The 25,501-nt window shown below is 68.5% G+C and carries 17 protein-coding genes; 3 read left to right on the top strand and 14 right to left on the bottom strand.

Annotated features, from left to right (window positions below):
• Positions 1-29: 29 nt before the first annotated feature.
• The 4 genes from ACQY76_RS09170 to ACQY76_RS09155 all read right to left on the bottom strand — a co-directional run bounded on the left by ACQY76_RS09170 (position 30) and on the right by ACQY76_RS09155 (position 6,595).
• Complete coding sequence (locus ACQY76_RS09170; RefSeq protein WP_428032572.1) at positions 30-1,496, bottom strand: MFS transporter; 1,467 nt, start codon at positions 1,494-1,496, stop codon at positions 30-32.
• A gap of 172 nt (positions 1,497-1,668) precedes the next feature.
• Positions 1,669-2,178: a hypothetical protein gene (locus ACQY76_RS09165; protein ID WP_428032571.1), complete on the bottom strand. Its 510-nt coding sequence runs from the start codon at positions 2,176-2,178 to the stop codon at positions 1,669-1,671.
• A gap of 48 nt (positions 2,179-2,226) precedes the next feature.
• Positions 2,227-5,385: an efflux RND transporter permease subunit gene (locus tag ACQY76_RS09160; protein WP_428032570.1), complete on the bottom strand. Its 3,159-nt coding sequence runs from the start codon at positions 5,383-5,385 to the stop codon at positions 2,227-2,229.
• 10 nt (positions 5,386-5,395) lie between these two features.
• A complete protein-coding gene (locus tag ACQY76_RS09155; RefSeq protein ID WP_428032569.1) occupies positions 5,396-6,595 on the bottom strand; it encodes an efflux RND transporter periplasmic adaptor subunit in 1,200 nt (399 codons plus the stop codon).
• Between the two features lie 1,202 nt (positions 6,596-7,797).
• On the opposite strand from ACQY76_RS09155, the gene ACQY76_RS09150 reads away from it, so the two are divergent.
• On the top strand, positions 7,798-8,496 hold the full coding sequence (locus tag ACQY76_RS09150) for a hypothetical protein (RefSeq protein WP_428032568.1): 699 nt from the start codon (positions 7,798-7,800) through the stop codon (positions 8,494-8,496).
• A 69-nt stretch (positions 8,497-8,565) separates the two neighbouring features.
• Here ACQY76_RS09150 and ACQY76_RS09145 read toward each other — a convergent pair whose 3' ends face one another.
• The 3 genes from ACQY76_RS09145 to ACQY76_RS09135 all read right to left on the bottom strand — a co-directional run bounded on the left by ACQY76_RS09145 (position 8,566) and on the right by ACQY76_RS09135 (position 11,099).
• Positions 8,566-8,757 carry a hypothetical protein gene (locus ACQY76_RS09145; RefSeq protein ID WP_428032567.1) on the bottom strand — a complete coding sequence of 64 codons (192 nt, stop codon included), beginning with the start codon at positions 8,755-8,757 and terminating at the stop codon, positions 8,566-8,568.
• A gap of 122 nt (positions 8,758-8,879) precedes the next feature.
• Entirely contained in the window at positions 8,880-10,049 is a 1,170-nt protein-coding gene (locus ACQY76_RS09140) for an MFS transporter (RefSeq protein WP_428032566.1), read from the bottom strand.
• A gap of 15 nt (positions 10,050-10,064) precedes the next feature.
• A complete protein-coding gene (locus ACQY76_RS09135; RefSeq protein ID WP_428032565.1) occupies positions 10,065-11,099 on the bottom strand; it encodes an aldo/keto reductase in 1,035 nt (344 codons plus the stop codon).
• A gap of 102 nt (positions 11,100-11,201) precedes the next feature.
• Between ACQY76_RS09135 and ACQY76_RS09130 the strand changes: the two genes are divergently transcribed.
• Entirely contained in the window at positions 11,202-12,098 is an 897-nt protein-coding gene (locus ACQY76_RS09130; RefSeq protein ID WP_428032564.1) for a LysR family transcriptional regulator, read from the top strand.
• Positions 12,099-12,122: 24 nt separating this feature from the next.
• Here the strand turns inward: ACQY76_RS09130 and ACQY76_RS09125 are convergent, their stop codons facing one another.
• The 7 genes from ACQY76_RS09125 to ACQY76_RS09095 form a co-directional block, all read right to left on the bottom strand.
• Positions 12,123-13,700: an FAD-dependent monooxygenase gene (locus ACQY76_RS09125; protein WP_428032563.1), complete on the bottom strand. Its 1,578-nt coding sequence runs from the start codon at positions 13,698-13,700 to the stop codon at positions 12,123-12,125.
• Between the two features lie 77 nt (positions 13,701-13,777).
• Positions 13,778-15,202 (bottom strand): glycosyltransferase family 4 protein, encoded by a 1,425-nt coding sequence (locus ACQY76_RS09120; protein ID WP_428032562.1) that lies wholly within the window; start codon positions 15,200-15,202, stop codon positions 13,778-13,780.
• Positions 15,186-16,259 (bottom strand): polysaccharide pyruvyl transferase family protein, encoded by a 1,074-nt coding sequence (locus ACQY76_RS09115; protein ID WP_428032561.1) that lies wholly within the window; start codon positions 16,257-16,259, stop codon positions 15,186-15,188. The genes ACQY76_RS09120 and ACQY76_RS09115 overlap by 17 nt, the downstream gene beginning before the upstream one ends.
• 23 nt (positions 16,260-16,282) lie before the next feature.
• Positions 16,283-17,731, bottom strand: a complete 1,449-nt coding sequence (locus ACQY76_RS09110) for a mannose-1-phosphate guanylyltransferase/mannose-6-phosphate isomerase (RefSeq protein ID WP_428032560.1) — start codon at positions 17,729-17,731, stop codon at positions 16,283-16,285.
• Between the two features lie 207 nt (positions 17,732-17,938).
• Complete coding sequence (locus ACQY76_RS09105) at positions 17,939-18,775, bottom strand: SDR family NAD(P)-dependent oxidoreductase (RefSeq protein ID WP_428032559.1); 837 nt, start codon at positions 18,773-18,775, stop codon at positions 17,939-17,941.
• The gene (locus tag ACQY76_RS09100; protein WP_428032558.1) at positions 18,772-20,112 is read right to left on the bottom strand and encodes a capsule biosynthesis protein; all 1,341 of its coding nucleotides are present in this window, start codon (positions 20,110-20,112) and stop codon (positions 18,772-18,774) included. Before ACQY76_RS09100 ends, ACQY76_RS09105 begins: the two co-directional genes overlap by 4 nt.
• Positions 20,109-22,295 (bottom strand): polysaccharide pyruvyl transferase family protein, encoded by a 2,187-nt coding sequence (locus ACQY76_RS09095; RefSeq protein ID WP_428032557.1) that lies wholly within the window; start codon positions 22,293-22,295, stop codon positions 20,109-20,111. Before ACQY76_RS09095 ends, ACQY76_RS09100 begins: the two co-directional genes overlap by 4 nt.
• A gap of 761 nt (positions 22,296-23,056) precedes the next feature.
• Here ACQY76_RS09095 and ACQY76_RS09090 point away from each other — a divergent pair.
• On the top strand, positions 23,057-25,489 hold the full coding sequence (locus ACQY76_RS09090) for a glycosyltransferase (protein ID WP_428032556.1): 2,433 nt from the start codon (positions 23,057-23,059) through the stop codon (positions 25,487-25,489).
• The last annotated feature ends 12 nt before the right edge of the window (positions 25,490-25,501 follow it).

The raw sequence follows: 25,501 nt of genomic DNA, 5'->3' as shown, positions 1-25,501 counted from the left end.
GTGCGGCACGGCGCTTCAGCAAATGTGGTTCAGCTTCGCTCGACCCGGCGCGCGGCGTACCAGCTGGCAATGCCAGCCAGCATGGCGATGCCCGCCAGCAGCGGCAGGCTGTGGCGCACCGCGATGAGCATGTCGGCGCCGCTCGACGACAGCCAGGCGCGCGACGCGCCGTCCGGGCTTTCGAGGTTCAACGCCAGCAGCGTCGCGCCGCCGGCGACGCCGAGACTGGTGCCCAGCGCGCGCATCAGGTTCAGCAGCGATCCGGCGGGGCCGGAAAGCGCGGCCGGCACGGCGGCGATCGCCACCTGGTTGTTGGGGGCGATGAACAGGCCGACGCCGGCGCCGAACAGCGCATGGGCGATGGCGTCGAAAAGACGGTGGTCGGTCACCCGCCCCAGCGTGGACATGAGCAGCGCGACCGCGAGGAGACTCAGCGCCATGCCGGCTGGCCCCACCCAGCGCCCGGCGAACCGCTCCTTCACCGTGGTGCTGAACGGCGCCGTCAGCCCGATGGCGACCGGGATGATGGCGAGGTGCAGGCCGGCCATGCCGGGCGGCTCGCCGAAGCCGTGTCCCTGTGCAAAGGACATGAGAAAGAACATGCCGAACAGCAGCGCATAGCCCAGCGCCACCCCGGCCGCCGCGCTGCAGAAGGCGGGGCTGCGGAACAGGGCCGGGGCGATCAGCGGCGCCGCGAAGCCGCGCTCGCGCCGCACCAGCAGCCCGAGCAACAGCGCGGCCATGGCGAGGCTGCCGAGCGTCGCGGGGGAGCCCAGACCCCAGGTCGAGACATAGTTGAGCACGGCCACGACGAGAATCAGGGCCGGGCCGATCAGCAGGGCGCCGCCCCAGTCGAAGGCGCGATCGGGCTGGGCGCCGGTACTGCGGGGCAGCGCCAGCCAGCCAAGGAGAACGGCCAGCGCGCCGAACGGCACGGTGAGCCAGAAGATCCATCGCCAGCCGAGCGTCGCCAGCAGCAGGCCGCCCAGCACCGGCCCCGCGCTCATGCCCACCGCCTGCGCCGCCGCGAACCAGCCGAGCGCCCGCCCGCGCTGCTCCGGCGAGATGGTTTTCACCAGGATGGAAATGCTGTTGGCGCCCAGCAGCGACCCGCCCACCCCCTGCAGGAAGCGGAAGATCACCAGTTGCTCAAAGCTGGAGGCAAAGCCGCACAGAGCGCTGGCGGCGATGAAGAGAAGATACCCGAAGATATAGAGCGACTTGCGACCGAACATTTCGCACAGCCGGCCGAAGATGGGCAGAAAGGCCACGAAGGCGGCGAGATAGGACAGCGCCACCCAGCTCACATGCTGAAGCGACGCATCGAAATGGTGGCCGAGAACGGGCAAAGCGAGCTGAACGATGGTGGCGTCGAGCTGCCCGATAAACGCGCCCATCGAGACGAGGCCGACGATCAGCCAGGGATGCCAGGGCTGGCGCTCCAGCCAGGCGAGCGGAGCCGGTTCGGTCGTCAGCCGGGCGAAGAAGGGAGCCATTCAATGTCCAGAGCGAGGGGGGCGGCATCCGAGCCCGCCGATCGCAGTCGATCCGATCGGCGGGGTCGAGGCTCGTGTGGGCGTCGACGCTCCCCGCGCGAGGGCGCGCCGGCCGAATGAGCGACGGCGTGGCCTCCCAGAGACGAAGCCGGTCACCGCCACAGGTCCGCGATCAGCGTTTCGTCACATCGTTGCAGGTCACGACGGCCGGCTTGTCGTTGGGCTGCTTGGCGCCGGCCTGGAGATAGCAATAGGAAAGCGTGGTGCCGGAGAGGTCGCCGACGAAATAACCGTCCGTGTCGGCCATCATCACCTTGTCGCCGCCCTTCGAGACGGTGCCGATGAAGGGTTCGGACGTAACCGCGCCGCCGGAGGCCGCGTCGCCGGCAATGATGCTTTCGCCCCAGAAACGGCGGTCTTCCTGGCCGACGATGCGCAGCGTGATGTCCCGCTGCGCCAGAAGCGGCTTTTCCCACGTGCCCTTGCTGTCCGGCCAGTGCGGGCCGCCCACGCCGGCAATGATCGTATTGGTCTTTCCGACCCAATCACCCTTCATGTCGGGGGTTTGCGCGGCGGCGACAGAAATCGTCATCGCATTGCAGAGCAGAAACCAGCCCAGCGCCTTCATGGTGTCCTTGCCGTATCGTTCGATGGTGAGTCGCCCTCCAGCGTATCCCAACACCACACGCACGAGAATGACAAGCGTCGCGGCCGCGCCGGTGCGCGGCGCTCATTCGGCGGGAAGCTGCCTCTCGGCATTCGACGGGCGGAACCCGATCCTCCGGCACATCACATAGAAAGGCGGAGTGAAGATCAGGCCGAAGAAGGTGACGCCGAGCATGCCGGCAAACACCGAGATACCCAGTACCTGCCGGAGTTCGGCGCCGGCGCCCTGGGCGAGCACCAGCGGCAGCGCTCCCAGGATGAAGGCCAGCGAGGTCATGATGATCGGGCGCAGCCGCACGCGCGCCGCCTCCGCAGCGGCCTCCGCCGGCGACGCGCCTTCGTCCTCGCGCTGCCGGGCGAACTCCACGATGAGGATGGCGTTCTTCGCCGCCAGGCCGATCAGCACGACGAAGCCGATCTGCGCCAGGATGTTCATGTCCATCGACATGACCAGCAGGCCGCTGACCGCCGCCAGCAGGCACATCGGCACGATCAGCATGACGGCGAGCGGCAGCGTCCAGCTTTCATATTGCGCGGCGAGCAGCAGGAACACGAACACGATCGACGCGGCGAAGACGATCAGCCCGGAATTGCCGGCGAGCCGCTCCTGCAGAGCAAGCTCGGTCCACTCAAAACTGTAGCCTTCGGGCAGCAATTGGCTGGCGATCCGCTCCATGCGGTCCAGCGCGGCGCCGGTCGAGGTGCCGGGCGTGGCGGTGCCCTGCACCTCGGCGGCGGCGGCAAGATTATAGCGCGGCACACGGTAGGGGCCGGAGCGTTCCTCGAAGGTCGCGACCGAGCTCAGCGGCACCATGGCGCCGGAATCGCTGCGCGTCTTGAAATTGGCGATCACCGAAACGTCCTGGCGGAAGGCGCCGTCGGCCTGCGCGCGCACCTGGAAGGTGCGGCCGAGGAAGTTGAAGTCGTTGATGTAGGACGAGCCGAGATAGACCTCCAGCGCCTCGAAGACGCGGCTCGAGGGCACGCCCAGCATCTCGGCCTTCACCCGGTCGATATCGGCATAGAGCTTGGGCGTCGAGGTGTTGAACGGGGTGAAGACCCGCGTCAGCTCGGGATGGCGCGCCGCCTCCGCGACCATCGCCGCGACCGCGGCCTCAAGCTCGGCGGGAGGCGCGCCGGTGCGGTCCTGCACCATCATCTTGAAGCCGCCGGCATTGCCCATGCCGCGCACCGAGGCGGGCTTGATGGGGATCACGCGCGCCTCGGTGAGGTCGGCGAGGCGCCGTGGCAGCGCCGCCATGATGGCATCGATGCCGAGGCCCGGGCCGGTGCGGTCGGCGAACGGATCGAGGATCACGAAGCCGATGCCGCTGTTGGACGCATTGGTGAAGGTGGCGCCGTCGAGGCCGGCGATGGTGACGACATGGGCGACGCCCTCGGTCTCCAGCAGCCGGGTCGACAGCTGGCCCATCACCTCCTCGGTGCGCGAGAGCGAGGAGCCGGGCGGCAATTGCACGGCGGTGATGAAATAGCCCTGGTCGAGTTCCGGGATGAAGCCGCGTGGCGTGCGCTCCATCTGGAACGCGGTGAGGGCCAGCAGGCCGGCATAGGGCACCAGCATGAAGATGCCGAGGCGCAGCAGGCGCCGGGTCAGCGCCCCATAGCCGCGCGACATCCGGTCGAAGCCGGTGTTGAAGGCCTTCAGCCCGCGCGGAATCCAGCCGAGCGGGCCGCGCCTGTGCGTGGCCTGGTGCGCGTGCGGCTTCAGCAGCAGCGCGCCCAGCGCCGGGCTGAGGGTCAGCGAGACGAAGGCGGAGATCAGGGTCGAGGCGGCGATGGTGACGGCGAATTGCCGGAAGAACTGGCCGGTGATGCCGGACACCAGCGCGGCCGGGATGAAGACAGCGGACAGCACCAGCGCGATGGCGACCAGCGCGCCCGATATCTCGTCCATCGAGACATGGGCGGCCTCCTTTGGTGAAAGCCCGCGCGCCAGATGCCGCTCGATGTTCTCGACCACGACGATGGCGTCGTCGACCACGATGCCGATGGCCAGCACCATGCCGAGCAGCGACAGATTATTGAGGGAATAGCCGAGCGCCGCCATTACCGCGAAGGTGCCGATCAGCGAGATCGGAATCGCCAATATGGGGATGAGGGCGGCGCGCCAGCTCTGCAGGAACAGCGTCACGACGACGACGACCAGCACGATCGCCTCGGCCAGGGTCGTGTACACCTCGTCGACGGATTCCTGAATGAACAGCGTCGGGTTGAACGGAATGTCGTAGGCCACGCCCGCCGGCAGCCGCTCGCCGAGCCGCTGCATTTCAGCGATCACGCGCGCGGCGGTTTCCAGCGCGTTGGAGCCCGGCTGCTGATAGACCAGGATGGGCTGCGACGGGCGGCCATTGAAGCGGGCGCCGGCGCGGTAGGTCTGCGCGGTCAGCTCCACGCGGGCAATGTCGCGCACGCGGGTGACGCGGCCCTCCGTGTCGGTGCGCACGATGATGTCTTCGAACTGGGACGGTTCCGAAAGCCGCCCGAGCGCTTCCACATTGAGCTGGAACGCGCCCTGCGACGGTGTCGGCGGCTGGTTGACGACGCCGGCGGCGACCTGGACGTTCTGGGCGCGAAGGGCGTCGACCACCTCGCCGGCCGTGAGATTGCGCGCCGCGACGCGGTCCGGATCGAGCCACACCACCATGGCGTAGTCGCGCGAGGCCGCGAGGCGGACATCGCCGACGCCGGAGACGCGCAGCAGCGCGTCGCGGATCTGCAGCGTGGCGTAGTTGGCGAGATAGAGCTGCGAGCGGGAACCGTCCGGCGACGACAGCTGGATGCCCATCATCAGGTCGGGCGAGGTCTTGCGCACTGTGACGCCGAGGCGGCGCACATCCTCCGGCAGGCGGGGCTCGGCGACGGCGACGCGGTTCTGCACCAGTACCTGCGCGTCGTCGACATCGGTGCCGAGGGCAAAGGTGACGGTGATGGAAAGCTGCCCGTCGCCGGTGGCCTGGGAGGACATGTACAGCATGTCCTCAACGCCGTTGATCTCCTGCTCGATCGGCGCCGCGACGGTGCTGGCCACCACCTCCGCCGACGCGCCGGGATATTGCGCGTTCACCACCACCGTGGGCGGCGCGATCTCGGGATATTGCGCGAGGGGCAGCGTGACATAGCCCGCCAGCCCGATGAGCACGATGAGGATCGACATCACGCCGGCGAAGATCGGCCGCTCGATGCAGAAATGGGCGAGGCGCATCGGTTGCTCCTCAGCCGCCGGTCGGGGCGGTGATGGCGGCCGCGCGCGGTTCGCCCTCTGCCGCCTTGGCCGTCACCTTCTGCCCGGGCCGCGCGCGCAGCAGCCCGCTGACCACCACGCGGTCGTCTGGCCCGACCCCACTGCGCACGATGCGCAGGCCGTCCGCCTGCCGCGCGCCGAGATCGACCTTGGAGGAGCGCAGCGTGCCGTCCGGCGTCACGGTGAACACCACCCGGTCGGACTGATCGGTCATCAAGGCGGTCTCGGGCACCATCGTCGCCGCGTAGCTGCCGGAGAAGGGCAGCCGCACGCGGCCGAACTGGCCGGCGGTGATCTGCTGCTGCGCATTGGGAATGACGGCACGGGCGCGCAGGGTGCCGGCGCCGGCTTCCAATCGGTTGTCGACGAAGTCGAGCGTGCCCGCAAGCGGCCAGCCTTCGTCCGATTGGGCGCGGGCCTCGATCGCAATCTGCCGTCCGTTCAGCAGCGGCACCTCGCCTCGACGGGCGGCGGCCTGATAGGCCATCAGGTCCTGCTCGCTGATGTCGAAGACGAAATAGACGGGGTCGAGCGCGACGAGGGTGGTCAACATCGCGCCGTCGGTCACCAGCGCGCCGGTATCGACGCGGCGGTTGGAAACGCGCCCGGCAAACGGGGCGCGCACGTCGGTGAAGCCCAGTTCGATCTCGGCGCGGCTCACCGCCGCCGCGGCAAGCGCGCGGGCGGCATCGGCGGCCTTCTTCTGCTGGCGGCGCTGGTCGAGTGTCGCCTGCGAGACGGCCTTGCTGCTCACCAATTGCTCGGCGCGCTGCAGTTCCAGATCGGCGAGTTCGACCTGCGCCTCCGCACTGGCGCTCTGGGCACGCGCCTGATCCAGCGCCGCGCGGTAGGGCCGGGGGTCGATGACGAACAGCCTTTGGCCCGCCTGAACGACGGCGCCGTCCTGGAACGCGATGGAGTCGAGATGGCCCGAGACCCGCGACCGGATCTCCACCGCCGCGCTCGGCTCGAAGCGGCCGGAAAACTCCCGCCAGTCGATGGTCTCCCGCACCACCGGCGCGGACACCAGAACGGTCGGCGGCACCGGCGGCTGCGCCTGGGCTTGCGCCTCCAGCGACGGCGCGGCGAGGTGCCATGTCAGTGCCGAGGCGACCAGTGCCGCGGCGAGGGACAGGGCGGCGCCGGCAACAAGCCTGCGATCACGGGGCATGGGTGATGTCCATCGTCGCGGCAGTGAAAGACTGCCGCTGCGTTACGGGCGCCTCGTGGGCGAATGGGTCGATGGCATGGAATGGCGTCGGGAAGGGCGTCAGCAAGACCGGCATGCGGTGCCTTGGTGGGCGACGGGTCATCGTTACCGCCGCCGGCCTCGCTGTCGCCTACGCACCGCTCGGCGGGGGCGCCAGCGATGCGCAAAGACGCCTCAACATGCCGTGCGGCGGCTCGGCCTCGAGGGTTGTCGCGCCGCCGGTGATGTCAAAATACGCCTGCTCATCCGCTCACCTTTGCCGGGCAACGCTCAAAAGACCGATGAGCCGATGCTAGGGGGCGAATGTCGCGATTGTTTCCCGTGCGTCGCGAATGTTGTCTTGGCTTGTAACGGGCCGAGAGGCCGTTACGTTTTGATACACCTTCGACGGCGTGGCGGCCTGCCACCGACGGATGAAGGCCGGACATAGGCAGGAGCCCGGCCGAGATAGCCGTGGCCGGGACCGCGCCGCCGGCAGGCCCGGATCGCGCCCCGCGAGGTGCGGCCTTCCTGTTCTGCTACCCACCGCCCGCAGGCCGGCCATCAGAGGTGGGTGGAGAGGCCGCCGATCCGCGCAACCCCGCTGGAGTGATGGGCTAGAAACACTTGCGCAGGCCGGAGCGCGAGCCGGGGCCTCCCCAAAGGTGAGCTTTCGCGCCTGCCTTGCCGCGCCGCAACCGCGATTGCGAAATGCACTACCGGGATTGCGAAACGCCGGAAAAGAAACCTGCCGGTGGCATTTATGCGACAGTCGTCACGGTCGCTCGCCGGGGGACGCGGCATGGCGCACACCGGCCGCTGCCATTACAGGAGCCGGTGGGGAATCGCACGAGGGTTGCCAGCGAACTCCGGCGTCCGCGCCGCCGTCGGCTCAAGGACGAGGCTCGGAATCGTCGCGCCACCACGTCCTGCAGCGTGCGGGAGGGAAGCTCGCCATGGCGCCGCTTGTAGAGACGCGCGACGTCACCGAGATTGTTGAAGTATTCGCCGGCGATCAATGTCAAAGAATCGCCCGCCCGCGCCCGCAGCAGGCGCCGGTGCATTTCTTCCAGACGCCGGCATGTCACCTACTGCTTCGGCGTGCCGTCGAAGGCGGAGCGGAAGGCGATTGCAGGCGGCGGGCCGACCGGCCGCTGCTTCGCGGGAATGGAGAGGAGGCGCCTTTGCGCTACATCGATTTCAGCTCGTGGCACGGCCTGCTGGTGACGCTGCTCGGCCTCGCACTGGTCGCGCTGGTCGGCGTCGGCATCCGCCTGCTGGTAATGCTCACCTTCCAGCAGCGCCGCGAGCGGATGAACCGCCAGATCAACGAGCGCCTCCGCACGCTGATCGCCGCCTACAAGGTTCTCGGCGGATCGTTCACCGGCGACCTGACGGTCGATCCCCGGCATCTGCGGGATTTCCGCCAGCCCGCTTCAACCGGGAGCGGCGAGGCTGCGGCCGACCCGCCGGCCCTTGATGCGGGCGAGGGATCGGACCGGCGGCGGCGCATCCGCGATGCCGTCGAGGCGGCGCTGGCCGACATCATCCTGCTGGGCACCGAGGAGCAGGTACGGCTGGCCGAACGGGCGGCGCGCGAGCTGGTTTCGGGCCGGCCCGTCCATCTGCATGACCTGGTCGTGTCGCTGCGCAGCTTCATCCGCGAGGCGCTGGATCTCGCCCCGATCCCGGGGGACCTCGTCATCCCCAACCAGGGACCCGCGCGGCCGGGATCGCCCGGCGGGCGCGGCAATGCGGAGAAAGGCGCCAACGCCCGTGGCGGCGGGGGCGCGGGGATGGGTGGTGGCGGAGGCACGGGTATGGGCCTCGGCGGCGCCTCGGCGGACGACGCCTCCTCGGCGCATGGCACGGACGCCCGGTGATCCCTCGCCGCGACGGGAGCGCCCGAGCGGGCGCCGCCGCCCTGCCGTTGCTTCGCTGCCGCCGTGGCGCTAGCCGCGCTGACCCGCCTTCCGTTCGTCGGCGAACATGACCATGAACCCGCCGATGATACCGACGACGCAGGCGGCAGCCCCTATCCCGGTGAAGGCGGGATGCAGGCCGTGCTCCAACCACGTCACGGCCAGCAGGCCCGCAACCGAGAGGGTGACACCGGCGCCGCTGAGTATCGTTCGCTGCTTCATCCGTATTTCCTCGGCCGGCGCCGGGAACCGACCTCCGGCCCCGGCGTGAGCGCGAGCTTACCCGACTTGCCGCGCGTGGCCACCCCGCCCGCGCGCGGCTGTCGGAGGGACGGCTCCGGCGATCAGGACACGCCGCACACCGGGAGGGCGGGCTGGCGCCGCACCATCAGCAGCACCAGAGCGAGGCCGGAAGCGGCGGCGCCCGCCCCTGCCACGGCAACCGCAGGATAGCCCAGCCCGCCGGCGATCACCGCCCCGCCCAGCGCCGCGCCGATGGCGTTGCCGAGGTTGAAGGCGCCGATATTCATCGCCGAGGCGAGATTGGGCGCGTCCGAAGCGGCGGCCATGACCCGCATCTGCAAGGGCGGCACCAGCGCGAAGCTCGCCACGCCCCACAGGAAGATCAACACCGCGCTCGGCAGCGCGAAGGGCATCGCCAGCGCGAAAGCCACCAGCAGCACGGTCAGCGCCGCCAGCGTCACGATCAGGGTGCGATCGACCGAGCGGTCGGCGAACCGTCCGCCCAGCCAGTTGCCCACCGAGAGCCCGACGCCATAGGTCACCAGCATCGTCGTGACGAACGCGATGGACGCGCCCGTCTCCTGCTGCAGGATCGGCGCGATATAGGTGAAGACGGTGAACATGGCGGTGGAGCTGATCACCGTGAGCGCAAGCGCCAGCAGCACCGGCCCCCGGCCGAGCACCTTCAGTTCCGCCAGCATGTCCCCGCCGGTATCGGCCGCCACATTCGGCAGCGTCAGCCGCAGCGCCGCCATGGCGACGAGCCCAAGCACGGCGATACCCCAGAAGGCGGCGCGCCAGCCGACCAGATCGCCGGCCCAGGTCGCCAGCGGCACGCCGACGACATTGGCGATGGTCAGGCCCATGAACATCGCCGCCACCGCCCCGGCGCGCCGGTTCTCCGGCACCAGGCTGGCGGCGACGATGGAGCCGACGCCGAAAAAGGCACCATGGTTGAGCGAGGTGACCAGCCGCGCCGCCAGCAGCATTTCATAACTGGTGGACAGCGCCGCCATCAGATTGCCGATGGTGAAGATCGCCATCAGGCCGATGAGCAGCGCCCGGCGCGGCACGCGGCCGGTGGTCAGCGTCATCAGCGGCGCGCCCAGCATCACACCCATGGCATAGGCGCTGATCAGCAGGCCGGCACTCGGGATGGAAACGCCCAGATCGCTGGCAATCACCGGCAGCAGCCCCATAGGCGCGAACTCGGTCACGCCGATGCCGAAGGCGCCGGCGGCCAGCGCGAGAAGCGGAGGATTCAGTTTCATGACGAGGCTTTCGGTTCAGACCAGCGGCGGGTTCAGGCGGGCGAACCCTTCCTGCTGGCGGTAGGGCGTGTGCGGATAGGGCGGCAGCACGTCGCTGGCGGCATCCAGCGCGGCGATCTGCGCCGGGGTGAGCGACCAGCCGACGGCGCCGAGATTCTGGCGCAGCTGTTCCTCGTTGCGGGCGCCGATGATGACGGAAGCGACAGTGGGGCGTTGCAGCAGCCAGTTGATCGCAATCTGCGGCACGGTCTTTCCGGTTTCCCCGGCGATCGCCTCCAGCGCATCGACGACGCGGTAGAGATGCTCATCCTCGACCGGCGGGGCGAACATGGCGGTCTCGTGCAGGCGGCTCCCCTGCGGGATCGGCGCGCCCCGGCGGATCTTGCCGGTGAGCCGGCCCCAGCCGAGCGGGCTCCACACCAGAGCGCCGACGCCCTGGTCGGCGCCGAGCGGCATCAGGTCCGCCTCATAGGCCCGGCCCACCAGCGAGTAATAGACCTGATGGGCGACAAAGCGCGGGCGCCCGTCACGGTCCGCCGCCGCCTGCGCCTTCATCAATTGCCAGCCGGGATAATTGGAGACGCCGGTATAACGCACCTTGCCCGACGCGACGAGGGTCTCCAGCGTGGCAAGCAGTTCCTCGACCGGGGTCGACGCATCGAGCGCGTGCAGCTGCAGCAGGTCGATATGGTCGGTGCCAAGCCGGCGCAGCGCGGCCTCCACCTGCCGGATCAACCGGCTGCGCGAGACACCCCAGTCGCCCGGCCCGTCACCTGTGGGCAGGCCGGTCTTGGTGGAGATCAGCACGTCATCCCGGCGGCCCTTGATCGCCTCGCCCAGCACAAGCTCCGAGGCACCGTCGGAATAGACATCGGCCGTGTCGAACAGATTGACCCCGGCTTCCAGGCAGATGTCGACGAGGCGGCGCGCCTCACCGGCGTCGCTCCGGCCCCAGGCGCCGAACAGCGGTCCGCTGCCGCCGAAGGTTCCGGTGCCGAAACTGAGAACGGGCACCCGCAGTCCCGATGATCCCAACTGACGATAGTCCATGATGGCTCCACACGCGCGACTCTGTTTACGGCAAAGATGGACGGTCGCCTCACGCCGGAGTAGGCCTGTCGCAGGCCAAGCATTTTTGAACGGGACGCAAAGATGGGACATGAGGGTGCCGATCGCGCGCGCGAACTCGAAATGTTCTCGACCATTGCGCGCACCGGCAGCTTCTCCGCCGCCGGCCGCGCGCTGGGCCTCACCCCCTCGGCGGTCAGCCGGACCCTCGACCGCATCGAGGCGCGCCTCGGCGTGCGGCTGCTCATCCGCACCACCCGCGCCCTCACCCTCACGGCGGAAGGGCAGAGCTACCTTGCCGCCGCCCGGCGCATCCTCGCCGATCTCGACGAGGCGGAGCGGGTGATCGCCGACCAGGGCGCCCCACGCGGGCGGCTGCGCGTCAGCGCGGCCTTCTCGCATGGCCGGCTCTGCGTCGTGCCGCTGCTGGGCGAATTCGTGCGCCGCTACTCGCATATCCTCATCGATATCAGCCTCACCGACGCCGTTGTTGACGTCGCGGCGGGGCAGGCGGATGTGGCGATACGGTTCGGGCCGCTGGCCGACAGCGCGCTGACGGCGCGGCGGCTGGGCGAGAATGGCCGCTCCGTCGTGGCCGCGCCGAGCTATCTCCAGCGGCACGGCACGCCCGGCGTTCCGGAGGATCTGCTCCGCCATAATTGCCTGAACTTCAATTTCCGCCGCGCCGAGCCGGTCTGGCCGTTCCGCCGGGACGGACGGGACTATGCGTTGACCGTGACCGGGACCGTCGAGGCCAATAATGGCGAGACGCTGGGGCAGCTCGCGGCGGACGGGGTCGGCATCGCCCGCGTCGGGCGATTCAGCATCGTCGACGACCTGGCAGCCGGCCGCCTCGTCCCTTTGCTTGAGCCGTTCAATCCCGGCGACGTCGAGCCGATCCACGCCGTCTTCGTCGGCGGTGCCAACATGCCGGCGCGGGTGCGGGTCTTCGTGGATTTTCTGGCCGAAAGACTGCGCTGAGCCCCGCGCGGTGGCCGCGACGGGTCACCTCATTGCGATGACGTCGCTCAGATAAAGCGGCACGTCGACACCCGCATCGGCAGCCGGGCCGCACCAGCCGAGATAATTGTCCGGCCGCACCAGCCATGCCCGCGTCCCGCCGAAGGTCGCGGCGAAGGCGCCATCGGCGTCGGTCAGCACCTCAAGGCCAGGCACCTCCTCCGGTGTGGAGCCGCCCGGTGCCACAACCACCACGCGCAGCACGCCCGGCCAGCGCCGGCGCAGGTCGGCGGCGAGTTCCTCGACCGCCGCCGTCGTCTCGCCCATGGGCACCAGCAGCACGAAGCGCGGCCCCTTGAGGATGTCGAACAGCCGCAGCGGAAAGCCGAGCCCGTGGCGGCGCAGGCCCTGCACATCCGGCATCCGGTCGCCGGCGCAGAGCCCCTCCTCCGATGCGGGCGCCAGCGGCCCGCCGCGATAGCTCACCAGCACCTGCGTGTCGGCCAGCCGGTCGCCGCTGCCGCGCCTGCCGAAGTTCAGGCTTTCCTCGGTCGTGCGGGCGATCACCGCCTCGGCGACGGGCCGCCGCTCGGGCTCATAGCTGTCGAGCAGGCTCGGGGCGGCGTCGCCCTTCGCCACCAGCGCCAGCTTCCAGGCGAGGTTATAGGCGTCCTGCATGCCGGTGTTCATGCCCTGACCGCCGGTCGGCGGGTGGATGTGGCAAGCATCGCCGGCGATGAACACGTTGCCGTCGCGATAGCGTTCGGCCAGCCGCATCGAAATGCGGAAGATCGACGACCAGCGCATGTCGCCGAGCGTGGCGCGCTCCGGCAGCAGCCGGTCGGCCACCTCCTGCAAATCGGCGAGGCTGGCGCCGGGGCGGTCGGCCTGGATGCCATGGTCCGTCCCGCCGCCGGCCGGTGCCGAGAGCCGCGCCGGCGCCATGGCCGAGACGCGGTAGCGCCCACGCTCCGGCAGGGGCACCGCGACGAACAGGTCCGGCGGCGCCTCCTCCACCGGCCTCACCGCGAACAGGGCGAGGCCGCGCGGCACGTCCCAGTCGATCGCCACGTCGCCCAGCATGAACTCGAAGGGCCAGCCCTCGCCCTCGAAGGCGATGCCCAGCGCCTTGCGCACCGCGCTATGCGCCCCGTCGCAGCCGACGACGAAGCGGAAGCTCGTGGTTTCGCGGCCATCCGGGCCGTCGAGCGCGACGCGCACCGTTTCGCCCTCCTGCGTGAGGCCCGCGAGGCTGACACCGCGTTCGGGCGCGATGCCGAACCGGGCGAGATGGGCGGCGAGCACCCGCTCGGTCTCATATTGCGGCACGCCGAGCGCGGCATAGGGCAGGTCGGAGAGGTCGCGCCGCAGGTCGCGCGGCGGCTGTCCCGGCAGCAGCATCCGCACCCCGTCGAGCCAGAGGCCGGCCGCGATCATCGCGTCCACCACGCCCATATCCTCGAACATTTCGAGCGAGCGCGGCGTGACGCCGATGGCGCGGCAATAGGGTGAGGGTGAGGGCAGCGCGTCGATGAGGCGCGCGCGCACCCCATGGCGCGCCAGCTCGGCCGCCAGGGTCAGCCCGACCGGCCCGGCGCCGACGACGAGAACGGGTATGTCCATGAGCGATCCTCCCCCACTGTGTTTTAGCGCATGGGAGGATTGGGGTCAGCGCCTCATCATCGTGCCGAGCGATCGGCCTATCGTTTCGACGCAGCCGTCTCCGGCAGCAGCCGGCCATAGAGCGCGGACAGCCTCTCGCGGTAGCGCGCTTCCGAGAACAGCGCCGCCTGCGCCCGGCCGCGGGCGGAAAGCGTGGCGCGCAGTTCGGCGTCGGTGGACAGCGTCTTGATGGCGTTGGCGATGGCGCGCGGATCGTAGGGGTCGACCAGCAGCGCGGCGTCGCCGGCCACTTCCGGGATCGAGGCGGTGTTGGCGCTGATGACCGGCGTGCCGAGAGACATCGCCTCCAGCACCGGCAGGCCGAATCCCTCATAGAGCGAGGGGAACACCAGCGCCTTGGCGCCGCGTATCAGGCTCACCAGCAGCGGGAACGGCGCATAGTCGAAGCGCCGCACGCGGTCGCGCACGAAGGTCAGGTTGTCGAGCTGTTCGAGGTAGCGGTTGCTGCCCTCGTTGAGGAAGCGCAGCTCCTCGCCCGCCTTCCACGCCGTCTTGCCCAGCAGCACCAGCGGCTCCTCCACCTGCGAGGCGAGATAGGCCTCGATCAGGCGGGAGATATTCTTCTTCGGCTCGATGGCGCCGAAGAACAGGAAGTAGCCCTTATATTTGAGGCCGAAGGCGCCCTCCACTTCCTCGCGCACCAGCTCGTCCGGCTTGTCGGCATATTTCGCGGGAATGGAGACGGCCTGGTAGGTGTTGGTCACCTTCTCCTCGGGATAGTCGAACAGCTCGACAATATCGCGCTTCGACGCCTCCGAGACGGTGACGATATGATCGGCGCGGTTGAGCACGCCCTGGATCATCCGCTTGTAGAACTTCTTGTTGTCGAGCGTCGTATAGGGCAGCCGCAGCGGCACGAGGTCGTGCAGCGTGTAGATGTTGGGCACCCCCGGCAGCCGGATCGGCAGCGGGTAGGTCCAGTGCATCAGATCCGGCTTGTCGACGCCGCCGACGGTGAGGAAATGCTTGTAGGCGTGGAAATGCCAGTAGCTGCGCGAGAACAGCTCCGGCGCGTTCCAGATCCGGTCGTAATGCGGCAGCCGCGACTGGAAGCTGCGAGTGATCACCCGCCCGGTGAGCGGCACCTCGCGCGCCCGCACCCCCAGCGGCGAGGTGCAGAGCTGCTTCAGCCGCCGGGCGATCTCCAGCATCAGCGAAGGCGAGCCGGCATTGGGATCGAAGAACGAGATTTCGCGCAGCAGCGGGTCGGCGCTCGGCGAGGCCCGCGTGCCGTAGAGAACCTCGGTGCGATAGCCCAGCGCGCCGCAGGCAAAGCTCAGATTGCGGGCATAGGTGGCGACGCCGGTGCCGGCCTCCAGCGCCAGGTTATAGCCGTCGATCATCACCGTGCCACGGTGCGGCACGGTCGGCGGCGCGGTCGCCAGCGTCACCGGGGCCGGCGCCCCGGCTCCACCGCCGCCCTCGTCACCCCGCAACAGCATGAACCTGCGCCACCTGCGGGCGCACCGGCACCGGCGCCCCGCCGCCATGGGCGTAAGGGATGTCGCGGATCAGCGGATGGTCGAACACGGTGCCGCCCTTCGGCGCGGTGATCGGCGCGATATCGATCGGCAGCGCCTCGATCAGCGGGTCGGTGTCGAACTCCACCGGCCGCCAGGCGGTGTCGATCGACCACATCAGGTGCGCCCAGTCGGTGCGCTTGTTGCGGCGCTGCACATAGACCGGGATCTGCGGGATGCCGAGGCCGAGATACAGGTCGGTGATGCGCAGATCGAAGCCGTCATCGGGGTCCATCACCCGGCCGATCAGCCCCTCCGGCGTGCCGCGCGGCGAGAAATACAGGCAGGGAATGCCGTAGCTCTCGGCGAACACCATGCCGTGCAGGCTGGTGGAGACGAGACGCTTGCAGGACAGGATCTCGTCGAGCTTCTCGCGCATCGAATCCGCGCTGATCGCGGTCAGCGTGTTGATGATGCGCACGCTGCCCTCGAATTCCTTCGGGATGTGGTAGCGCTCATAGGCCTCGCGCGGCAGCGCATCGAGCCAGCGACCGTCGAGGTCGGAGAGATGGACGATGACGCCGATCTCCCATTTCTTCTCCAGCTTCGGGTTGTAGAAGCGCGGCAGCGCCCAGACGGGATCGCCGAACACCGGCGCCCCGACGGCGTTTTCCTCGCCCAGCAGGGCCCGGCTCACCGGGCCGCGCGTGGCGTGGACGCGGTAGCGGGTCTTCGGGTCAGGATGGAAGGGGATGCGCTCGCCTTCCTGCCCGGTGTTGATGTAGCGGGAAGAGCCCGTGCCCCACACCGAGACGTCGCCGCCCTTGAGGTTCTGGGCGATGGTCCCGACCGCCGCCATGCGCACGCTGTTGCCGTCATGCGCCTGGTGGACGATGGGCTTGCCCGACAGCAGCGCCACCATGACCGGGCTGAGCGCATCGCCGAGGTTGAGATAATGCTGAACCCGCGTCGCCGCCGCCCAGGTGAGCGGAACGGCGCCCTTGTCGCGGACGATCTGGCGCAAAGTGGCTTCGGTCACGTCGCTAATCCTTCTGGCTGGGTTCAGGGGATGGCGGCGGGCGCCACCGCCTCGACGCGGTTGTAGACATCGTCGAGGCGGACGATGTCGTCCTCGCCGAGATAGGAGCCGACCTGAACCTCGATGAGTTCGAGCGGGATACGCCCGGGATTTGTGAGCCGGTGGACCGAGCCGAGCGGGATGTAGGTCGACTCGTTCTCGTGCACGGTGGACACCTTGTCGCCCACCGTGACCTCGGCCGTGCCGGTCACCACGATCCAGTGTTCCGAACGATGATGGTGGCGCTGCAAGGACAGGCGCTCGCCGGGATCGACGACGATCTTCTTCACCCGGAAGCGGCCGCCCAGATTGATGGTCTCGTAGCTGCCCCAGGGCCGGTGCATCTTCGGGTGCTCGGTGGCCTCGTTGCGCCGCTCCGCCTTGAGCGAGGCGACGAGGTGCTTCACCTCCTCGGAACGGGCGGAGGGCATGATGAGCACCGCATCGCCCGTCGCCACGACGGACAGCCCCTCGACGCCGATGGCGGCGACCAGCGGGCCTTCGGAATGGATGTAGGAATTGGCGGTATCGACCATCCGCACCGGGCCGCGCTGCACATTGCCACGTTCGTCCGGCGCGCTGATCTCGCGCACCGCGTTCCAGCTGCCGACATCCGACCAGGGGAAATTGCCCTCCACCACGGCGGCCCGGCCGGTGCGCTCCAGCACGGCGTAGTCGATGGAAAGGCTGGGCGCGCCATGGAAGGCGGCACCGAGCCGGCAGAAGCCGAGATCGCGGGTGGCGCCTTCCACCGCGCGGCGCACCGCCTCGACGATCTCCGGCTCGAAGCTCTCGGCCTCCTCCAGCATCACATCGGCGGGGAAGAGGAAATTGCCGGAGTTCCAGAGATAGCCGGCCTCGACATAATCGCGGGCGGTTTCGGCATTCGGCTTTTCGGCGAAGGCCTCCACCAGCGCCGCCGCGCCGCCATTCAGCCCTGCGCCGCGCCTGATATAGCCATAGGAGGTGCGCGGCTCGGTGGGCGTGATGCCGAACGTCACGATATGGCCGAGCTTCGCCGTGCCATGCGCCTTGCGGCAGGCGTCGTGGAACAGCGCGACATCGCCGATGACATGATCGGCGGCCAGCACCAGCAGCGTCGCGTCCTCTCCATGCATCTGCTGGGCGAGCAGGGTGGCGGCGAGCAGCGCCGGGGCGGAATCGCGGCGCACCGGCTCCAGCACCACGGTCGGCTCGACGCCGATGTCGCGTGCCTGGCGCTGGGCGAAGAAGCGGAATTCCTCATTGGTCACGATGATCGGCGCGGTGAACATCTCGCCCTGCGCCACGCGCTGGAGCGTGTCCTGATAAAGCGTGCCGCCCGAGGTGGAGAGCGGCAGGAACTGCTTGGGCAGCGAATCGCGCGAGATGGGCCAGAGGCGGGTGCCGGAGCCTCCGGCGAGAATGACAGGCACGATTTTAGCGTCGGCCATCGGTATTCTCCTCACGTTCAACGTTGGCTTGCGGTCATAATACCTATGAGAACCACTCATTTCGCAGTTGCGAGACTGTATACGTGCAATGCAACAGGTCAAATGCTAAATAATACACTCATATTTGATTGAATTTTTAAGTATTAACGTCCTCATATTGTTTAAATAGTTGAGACGACAACAATAATACGAATTTTTGTCCTTGCCTTACACCAGGACATCGCGCGGCTCCGCCGCAGGGTTGCCTGTCACGCCGGGGCTTGGCCGGGTGGCGGGGCCGACATGGACGGCGAAGAACCGCTTCAGCACCGCCTCGCGCAGGAAGGCGGGCACCCAGCGCCCCAGCCCGATGAGCACCACCAGCGGCAGCGGGAAGGCGACGCTGCGTGCCCCGCGATCCGCCGCCCTGGCAATGGCGGCGGCGGCACGCGCGGCACTCCACTGCAGCGGCCGCCAGCCGCGAAAACCCTCGCTCATGCCGGTGGCGATGAAGCCCGGGCAGGCGACCGTCAGCCATACCCCGCGCGCCGCCAGCACCGGGCGCAGCGCCTCGCCAAAGGCGATCACCGCCGCCTTGCTGGCGCTGTAGGTCGGCTGGTCGGGCATCGGCATGCGCCCGGCCAGCGAGGAGACCAGCACGATCCGCCCGCCCCCCCGCGCCCGCATCGGGTTCAGCAGCGGCAGCACGGTGGCGATGGCGCCCTCCACATTGGTGCGGATCTGGCGGAGCGCGTCCGGCAGAAGCTCCGCCTCGCCCCCCTCGCCCAGGCTCGCCTCGACGCCGGCATTGGCGATCACCATGTCGATCGGCATGCGGGCGTCGGTCTCCGCGATGAAGCGGCCCAGCGCCTCGCCGTCGCGCACGTCGCGCGGCTCGGTCGTCACCTGCGCCCCGCGCGCCCGGCATTCCTGCGCCACCGCGTCGAGCCGCGCGGCGTTGCGGGCGATCAGCAGCAGCGTGTTGCCCGGCCGCGCATAGTGCCGGGCGAGCGCGGCCCCAAGCCCGCTTGAGGCGCCGGTGATGAGAATGTGGCGCCCCTTCATGCCGGCCGCGCCTCCTCCCCCGCCATGCGGACAACGAGCCCCTCCACGGCGCGGGCGATGGAGGCGGCCGCGAAGAAGCCGCCGGCGACCTGGGTGCGGGCGATCACCACCCGCCGATAGTCGGCGAAAAGCGCGGGATCGGGCGCCGCGCCCTCGCTCCAGAACGTGTCGAGCGCTCCCTGATGCGACAGGCCGGGCATGTCATAGGTGGCACGGCCCAGCACCTTGAGCGGGCGCCCCTGCTGAAGCGCCACCATGGCGGTGGTGGAGTTCACCAGCACCACGCCGGCGCTGTCCGCCACCAGCGCATCGATGGCGCCGCGCTCGATGAACACGACGCGCCGGGCAATGCCATGCTCCTGCGCCACGCGCTCCACCAGGCGGCGCGTCGCCGGCAGGCGCGTGTCATAGGGGTGGCGCTTCACCACGAGGCGCGCGCCGGCCGGCGCGGCAGCCGCGAAGGAGCCGAGCACCTCGCGCACCACCTCCTCGATCGAGCGGAAGCGCGAATGGGCGCGCATCTGATAATCGCCCTCCAGCTGCAGCGGCAGCAGGAAATAGGGCGCACCGTCGGCCATCGCCACCCGCGCCTGGCGATCGCACCGGTTGGCACGCGACATAGTTAGCCAGCGAACCACCCAGCCCGTGTAATCGGTTGCCGGGTGCGCCAGCGTGTGGCGGCGGTAGCGTGGAAACAGCGGCGCCAGCGCGGTGTGGCCGGCGTGCCAGGCGACATCCCACAGCGCCCGGCGGGCGAAGGGCTCGGCCAGCGGGGCCGGCACCGGGGTGCTGGCCGCAAGCACGCGGGCGGCGTCGCGCACCCCCTGCGGCGTGCGCGGCAGGTCGGAATGGGCGTTCACGCCCTGGGATTCGCAGGTGATCCAGCCGGGGCGCTCATAGCCCTCCTCCAGCAGATGCAGCCGCACGCCCCGCCCGCGCCCAAGACGCACCGCCGGCGCATGATAGGGGCGGCAATCGCCGAACAGCACGAGATCGCTGACACCCTCCTGCGCCATCAGCCGCTCCATATAGGCCGGCCACGCCTCCAGCCGGCCGCGATACAGCCGCGCGGCTCCTCGCCAGAACACCGTGTCGCCGCCGCACAGATGAACCTTGACGATGCGGGCACCGCGCTGGCGCAGCGCCCGGGCGAGCGTGATGCCGAAGGGCGAGGCCGGGCCCTGCAAAAACAGGAAGCAGCGGCCGGCAAACACGCCCGCCCGGTCGATCCTGCCGCCGGTCCCCGCCTTCTCCTCGCGCGGCGCCGGCGGGGCCGTGCGTCCGGCGGTGAAGCCCAGAACCGGGTGTCCGGCGGGGGTGAGCGCGGCTTCCCTCAATAGTCGATCCGATCGACGATCTCGGCCGGCAGCGGCCAGTTCATCTCGTCCGGCGACACCGCCAGCGGCAGCGGGAAGGCGCGGATCAGCGGCCGGTCGTCATAGCTCAGCGGCCGCCACTTGCCGTGCACCCACGACAAGACGGCGGCCCAGTCGGTCGGCTTGGAACGGTCGAGGCAGTAGGAGGACAGCGTCGTCCGCCCCACGCCCGAATAGAAGTCGCGCATGCGGTGGTCGATCTGGTGCTGCGGGTTGCCGAGGTCGAGCATCCGGCCCTCGCCGTCGCCATAGGTGGCGAACCACGCGCAGGGAATGCCGTAGGTCTCGGCGAGGACGAGCCCGTGCAGGCTGGTCGACACGATGGCACGGCAGGAGACGATTTCCGCCACCTTGGCCCGCATCGCCTCGACGGTGGGCGGGCAATGGGTGTTGATCAGCCGGATGCGGCCCTTGAAGGCGTCCGGCACGCCATAGCGGCGCAGCGACGCCTTGGCGGTGGCTTCCGGCGTGCGGTCTTCTAATTCCGTGATGTGGAGGATGACGCCGAGATCATGCGTCTTCTCGACCTCCTTCATCGGCCAGAAGCGCGGCAGCATCCACACCGGGTCGCCGAAAATGTCGGGAACCTCCATGCCGGCGGCGCGCAGGGTGCGGGCGCTGTTGGGTCCGCGCAAGGCGTGGATGTGGAACTGGGTGTCGGCCGGGCGCACATAGCCGCGCACCAGCGGGTCGACCGGGTTGCGCTCGGCATCGACGCCGGTGCCCCAGAAATGCAGGATGCCGTTGCGCTGGTTGTGGCCGATGGTGCCCACCGCCACCATGCGCTCGATCGGCTGGTCGAAGCCGGCGCGGCGGACGGTGACGCCCGCCATGCCCGCCACCATCAGCGCGCTCAGCGTATCGCCGAGATTGGCGTGCGGGGTCTCCCGCGTCGTCGCCGCCCAGGAGAGCGGGATCGAGATGCGCTCGGCATTCATCCGCAGCAGCGTGGCGACGCCCGGGTCCATCGCTCCCGGCCCCATCGCCGAAGACGGCGCCGGTGCCTCGCTGACCACCTTCGCAAGGATGGGCACGGCGGCGGGCGTGGGGGGTGCTTTCGCCGTCGGCGGCGATGCCGGTACGACAGCGGGCTCGCCATCGCTGTCGCGGTCCTGCTGGCGCAGCAGCGCCACGTCATGCTGCAAGGTCAGCCCCTTTATGACGGGATGGTCCCATATGCTCTTGCCGGAGGGGGCCTTGAGCGGCGACGGCGTGAACGGAAACGCCTCGATCAATGGCTCGGCGTCGAAACCGGCCGGCTCCCAGCCGCGGTCCACCGCGTCCATCACCGACCGCCAGTCGGTCGGCAGGCCGCGATCTTGGAAATAAGCGGGGATGTGGCGCCGGCCGAGGCCGAGATAGAGGTCGACGACGCGCAGATCCGCCGGCCCTTCCGGGTCCAGCGCCAGCCGCCCCAGCCCGCGCGGCTCGGAAAGCGGGGGAAAATACAGGCAGGGAATGCCATAGGCCTCGGCGATGATCAGCCCGTGCATGCTCATCGAGACGATGCGCTCGCAGGCGAGGATTTCGTCGAGCTTGGCCTTCAGCGCCGGCATGCCCAGCGGCGTCACCGTGGTGATGAGGTGGACGTCGTCCTTCAGCTCGTCGGGAATGGCGTAGCGGGCGAAGGCCGGTAGCGGCCGCGCCTCGTGCGCGCGGTCGGCGAGTTCGGAGAGGTGGAGAATCACCCCGAGCTTCCACTTCTTGCGGATGCGGGGGCGATAGAAGCGCGGCAGCAGCCATGCCGGGTCGCCATACAGCCCCGGGCGGGGGCCGCCATTGGCCATCAGCTTCTCGGCCACTGGCCCGCTGGTGGCGTGCAGCACCATCGCGCCATGACCGGGAGCGGCGAACGCCACGCGCCGGTCGGCTGGCGCCGACGGGTTCTTCCAGGGGGAGCAGCCGGTGCCCCACACATGCACCTGCCCGCCCTCGAATGTGTGGCCGATGGCGCCGATCGCCGCCATCCGCACAGAGTTCGATTTCGCCGGAACGCGCCGCACCGGCACGCCGCCGACCATGGCAGTGAGCACCGGGCTGAGGGCGTCTTCGAGGTTCAGATAGTCCATCAGCGTGGTCGAACCGGCCCAGCCCAGCCGCACTTCACCTTCGCCCCGAACGATTGCTTCAAGCGGTGTTTTCATAGGGCCTCACACGCTGCAAGCACATTCGAAATATCCATGAAAACCCACACGCTCCATGAACACACTTGTCAGTAGTATTGTTCGATTTACTCCCCGTGTCTACTCCGCATGAAATATCACGTGGCGCGGAACCTTTTTGCATCCGGGCGCCTCAAACGGCCTGTCCCGGGGTCGAAAGGACGTCGCCGCGGCATCCCGCAGAGATCGACCGCCAACGTGGATTTTGTATGCCACGCCTGATTGCACTGCGCCCCATACTCTACCGCATCGCAACAGAGGCCGGCTGCGAATGCCGGCGGATATCTTTACAGATACCCTGCAACCAATCGGTAAATTGGCACCATACTGCGCCAGATCACGTTGTTGCCGCAAATGAATGAGTCTTATCGATCGCTCCGAGATACAACGATCTTGGCGAAACTGTCAGTAGATTCATTCGAATTTACTTCTATTGACGTAATGGGACGATTTGTTGGCAAATCAGGTTATCAAGTACCTCCTATGCCGAAGATTCATGCAACAATACATGAAGCGACCTCTAGACAGGTCGCCAGTTTTGATGCTGCAATGCACATGGCACGCATCATCTTCGAATGCTTTCCCGGCTTTCGAAGGCTGATTCCCCTCGAAACGTCGACCATCGAAACGGGTGGCTCATGAATTTTGAGACCTTCGGGCATCAGGCCGGACGCGACTTCAGACCTGAAAGCGTGGCGTCGCCGGTGCAGAATCTGCGCGATACACGTATGGGCGGCGAAGGCATGAATGCTGAAGAACAACTTCAGAGCGCGTGTGAGCTCGTCAGCTCTGGTAGGAATTACTTAATACTCTCCGAGAGCGAGAACGTGCTCGGCGGCGTGTTCGTCGAAGACGGGCAATGCGTCGCCTGGGGCTTCCACCGTGGCGACCTGCTGCGGCCGGTCGCGCTGCGGTTCGAGGTCGACGGGGTCTGCGTGTTCGAACGCACAACCGCACCCGGCGCCTACATGCCCATTCACGTCACCGGCTACCGCCTCGCCGCGCATCGCCAGATGGTGTTGCGGGTCGATGGCGAGAGTGCCGCCGCCGGCCCCTTCGCCGCCCAGACCTTCTGGGCAGATACCGAGACCCGCGAGGAGCTGACCCATTTCATCGTTGGCATGGGAACCTCGGCCCGCGAGGCGCGGCTGCGCCATCTGGTGTGGCACGACATACCCAATGTCACCCGCCGCCTGGAGAGTTCGGACGAGCCGCCCGCCCGCTGGCGCGCCTCGGTCTATACTCGCTACATGGCCAATCGCCTGGAGCTGAAGAGCAAGCTGTCCGGCGGGCAGTCGGTGGCCAACTGGATCGTCTCCGAGGTTTTCGAGGACTGGTACAAGCGCCATGTCTTCTGCCTCACCGACGAAATACATGCGCTGCTCAGCGAGCCGGTGATGAACCGCCGGGTGATGAAGCACGAAATCAGTCTCACCCTGTTCGCCTTCTGGCGCCGGCACTACCCGCATATCGACATCTTCACGGAAGAAGGCCTGCGCCTCGTCCAGTACAAGTTCGCCACCGCCCCCTTCATCGCCGACAAGAACAACGTCAAGCTGGTGTCGGATGGGCTGCGCCGCTCGCTCTCCGCGCCGGCGGACATGTTCCGCAATCGCGAACTGCCCTGGAGCTGGTACTGGCTGTTCCTGCTGGAAGACCAAGGCCTCGGCAACCGGCTGCGCGACGAGGACTTCATCCGCCTCACCAGCTTCAAGGAAGTGGCGCTCGACGTCACCCAGCCGGACCGGCTTTCCTTCACGCCGAATGTCTGGCGGGCCTATTGGGGCGCCGGCGGCACCTCCGATTTCACCCGCTTCGATCTCGCGCTGATCTCCATCCTCGCCGATACGCCCTGCCCGGACATCGCCATCGCCGAAAGCGGCGCCGATGTCTGGCGCGAGCGGCTGCTGCACGATGTCTATGCGCGCGTCCCCGAACTGTCGGCGCTCTCCGCCATGGGACGGGTCGAGGCGCCTCCCGTCTCGGTGCGCGACGAGGTGCCCCGGCGTGACCTCGTCATCATCGGCCACGCCAACGAGACCGGCGTCGGGCGCAATCTCAGCATGTTCGCCGAGGCGCTGTCGTCCTTCTCGCCGCTGGTGTTCAACGCCGATGACGGCACCTGCGTCAATCCCGATGCCGGCTACAATCCCATTGTCGGGGCGCGCGCCCGCGTCGTGATCCTGTGCGTGAATGCCGACCGGGCACCCGAGATGATCGCCCGCTTCGCCGGCATCTGCGAGGACGCGCACATCATCGGCTTCTATCTGTGGGAGAGCGACCGCCCGCCGGCGAACCACACGCTCGGCGCGCTCGCCGTCGACGAGATCTGGACGCCGAGCAATTACGTCGCCGAAGCCTATCGCAAGATCACCCCGGTGCCGGTGACGGTGGTGGACAAGGGGCTGCACGCTCCGCTCGCCGCCGTATCGTTCCTCGATCGCTTCCGGCGCGATCCGGCCGAGTTCATCTTCCTCACGGCGGCGGAGTTCGGCTCGTCCATCGTGCGCAAGAACCCGCTCGACGTGGTCAAGGCGTTCCAGCGGGCGTTCGAGGACAGCGACCTCAATGTGCGGCTGCTGATCAAGATCCGCGAGGTCAATCCCGGCCACTGGAGCAATATCGATTCCTACTGGGAGGAAATCGAGGAGCGGATCGCCGGCGATGACCGCATCGCGCTGGTCGAGGGCAACCTCACCGCCGAGGAATACTGGACGCTGATGTGGAGCGTCGACGCCATGGTGTCGCTGCACCGGTCGGAAGGCTTCGGCTATTTCATCGCCGACGCCATGTTCGCGGGCAAGGCCGTGGTGGTCTCCGACTATTCCGGCTCGCAGGATTTCTGCGACGCCGACAACGCCTTCCTCGTTCCGGTGCAGCAGACGCCGGCGCCGCCGGAATATCTGGCGAGCCGGGGCTATATCGGCCAGTGGGGCATACCGGATGTCGAGGCGGCGGCCCGGGCGCTGTACCAGGCGGCGGCGGATGCCGAGCTGCGCGCCACCCGCGCCATGGCGGGCCAGGCCCGCATCACCCGCAAATACGACTTCATCCAGTGGAGCGACGCGATTTCCGCCCGCATCCGGCGCCGCATCGACGAGGCCCATGGCACGGCGTCCTCGCCGCAGGAAGGCCCGGCCCCGTCGGAATGGGCCACTTCCACATCCGGCAGCTAGGCGCCGGCGGCG

The sequence above is a fragment of the Ancylobacter sp. genome (assembly GCF_965279025.1).
In the GTDB taxonomy this organism is placed as follows: domain Bacteria; phylum Pseudomonadota; class Alphaproteobacteria; order Rhizobiales; family Xanthobacteraceae; genus Ancylobacter.
The sequence above is the reverse complement of the archived record's forward strand: the minus strand, read 5'-3'. Positions and strand labels throughout refer to the sequence as shown.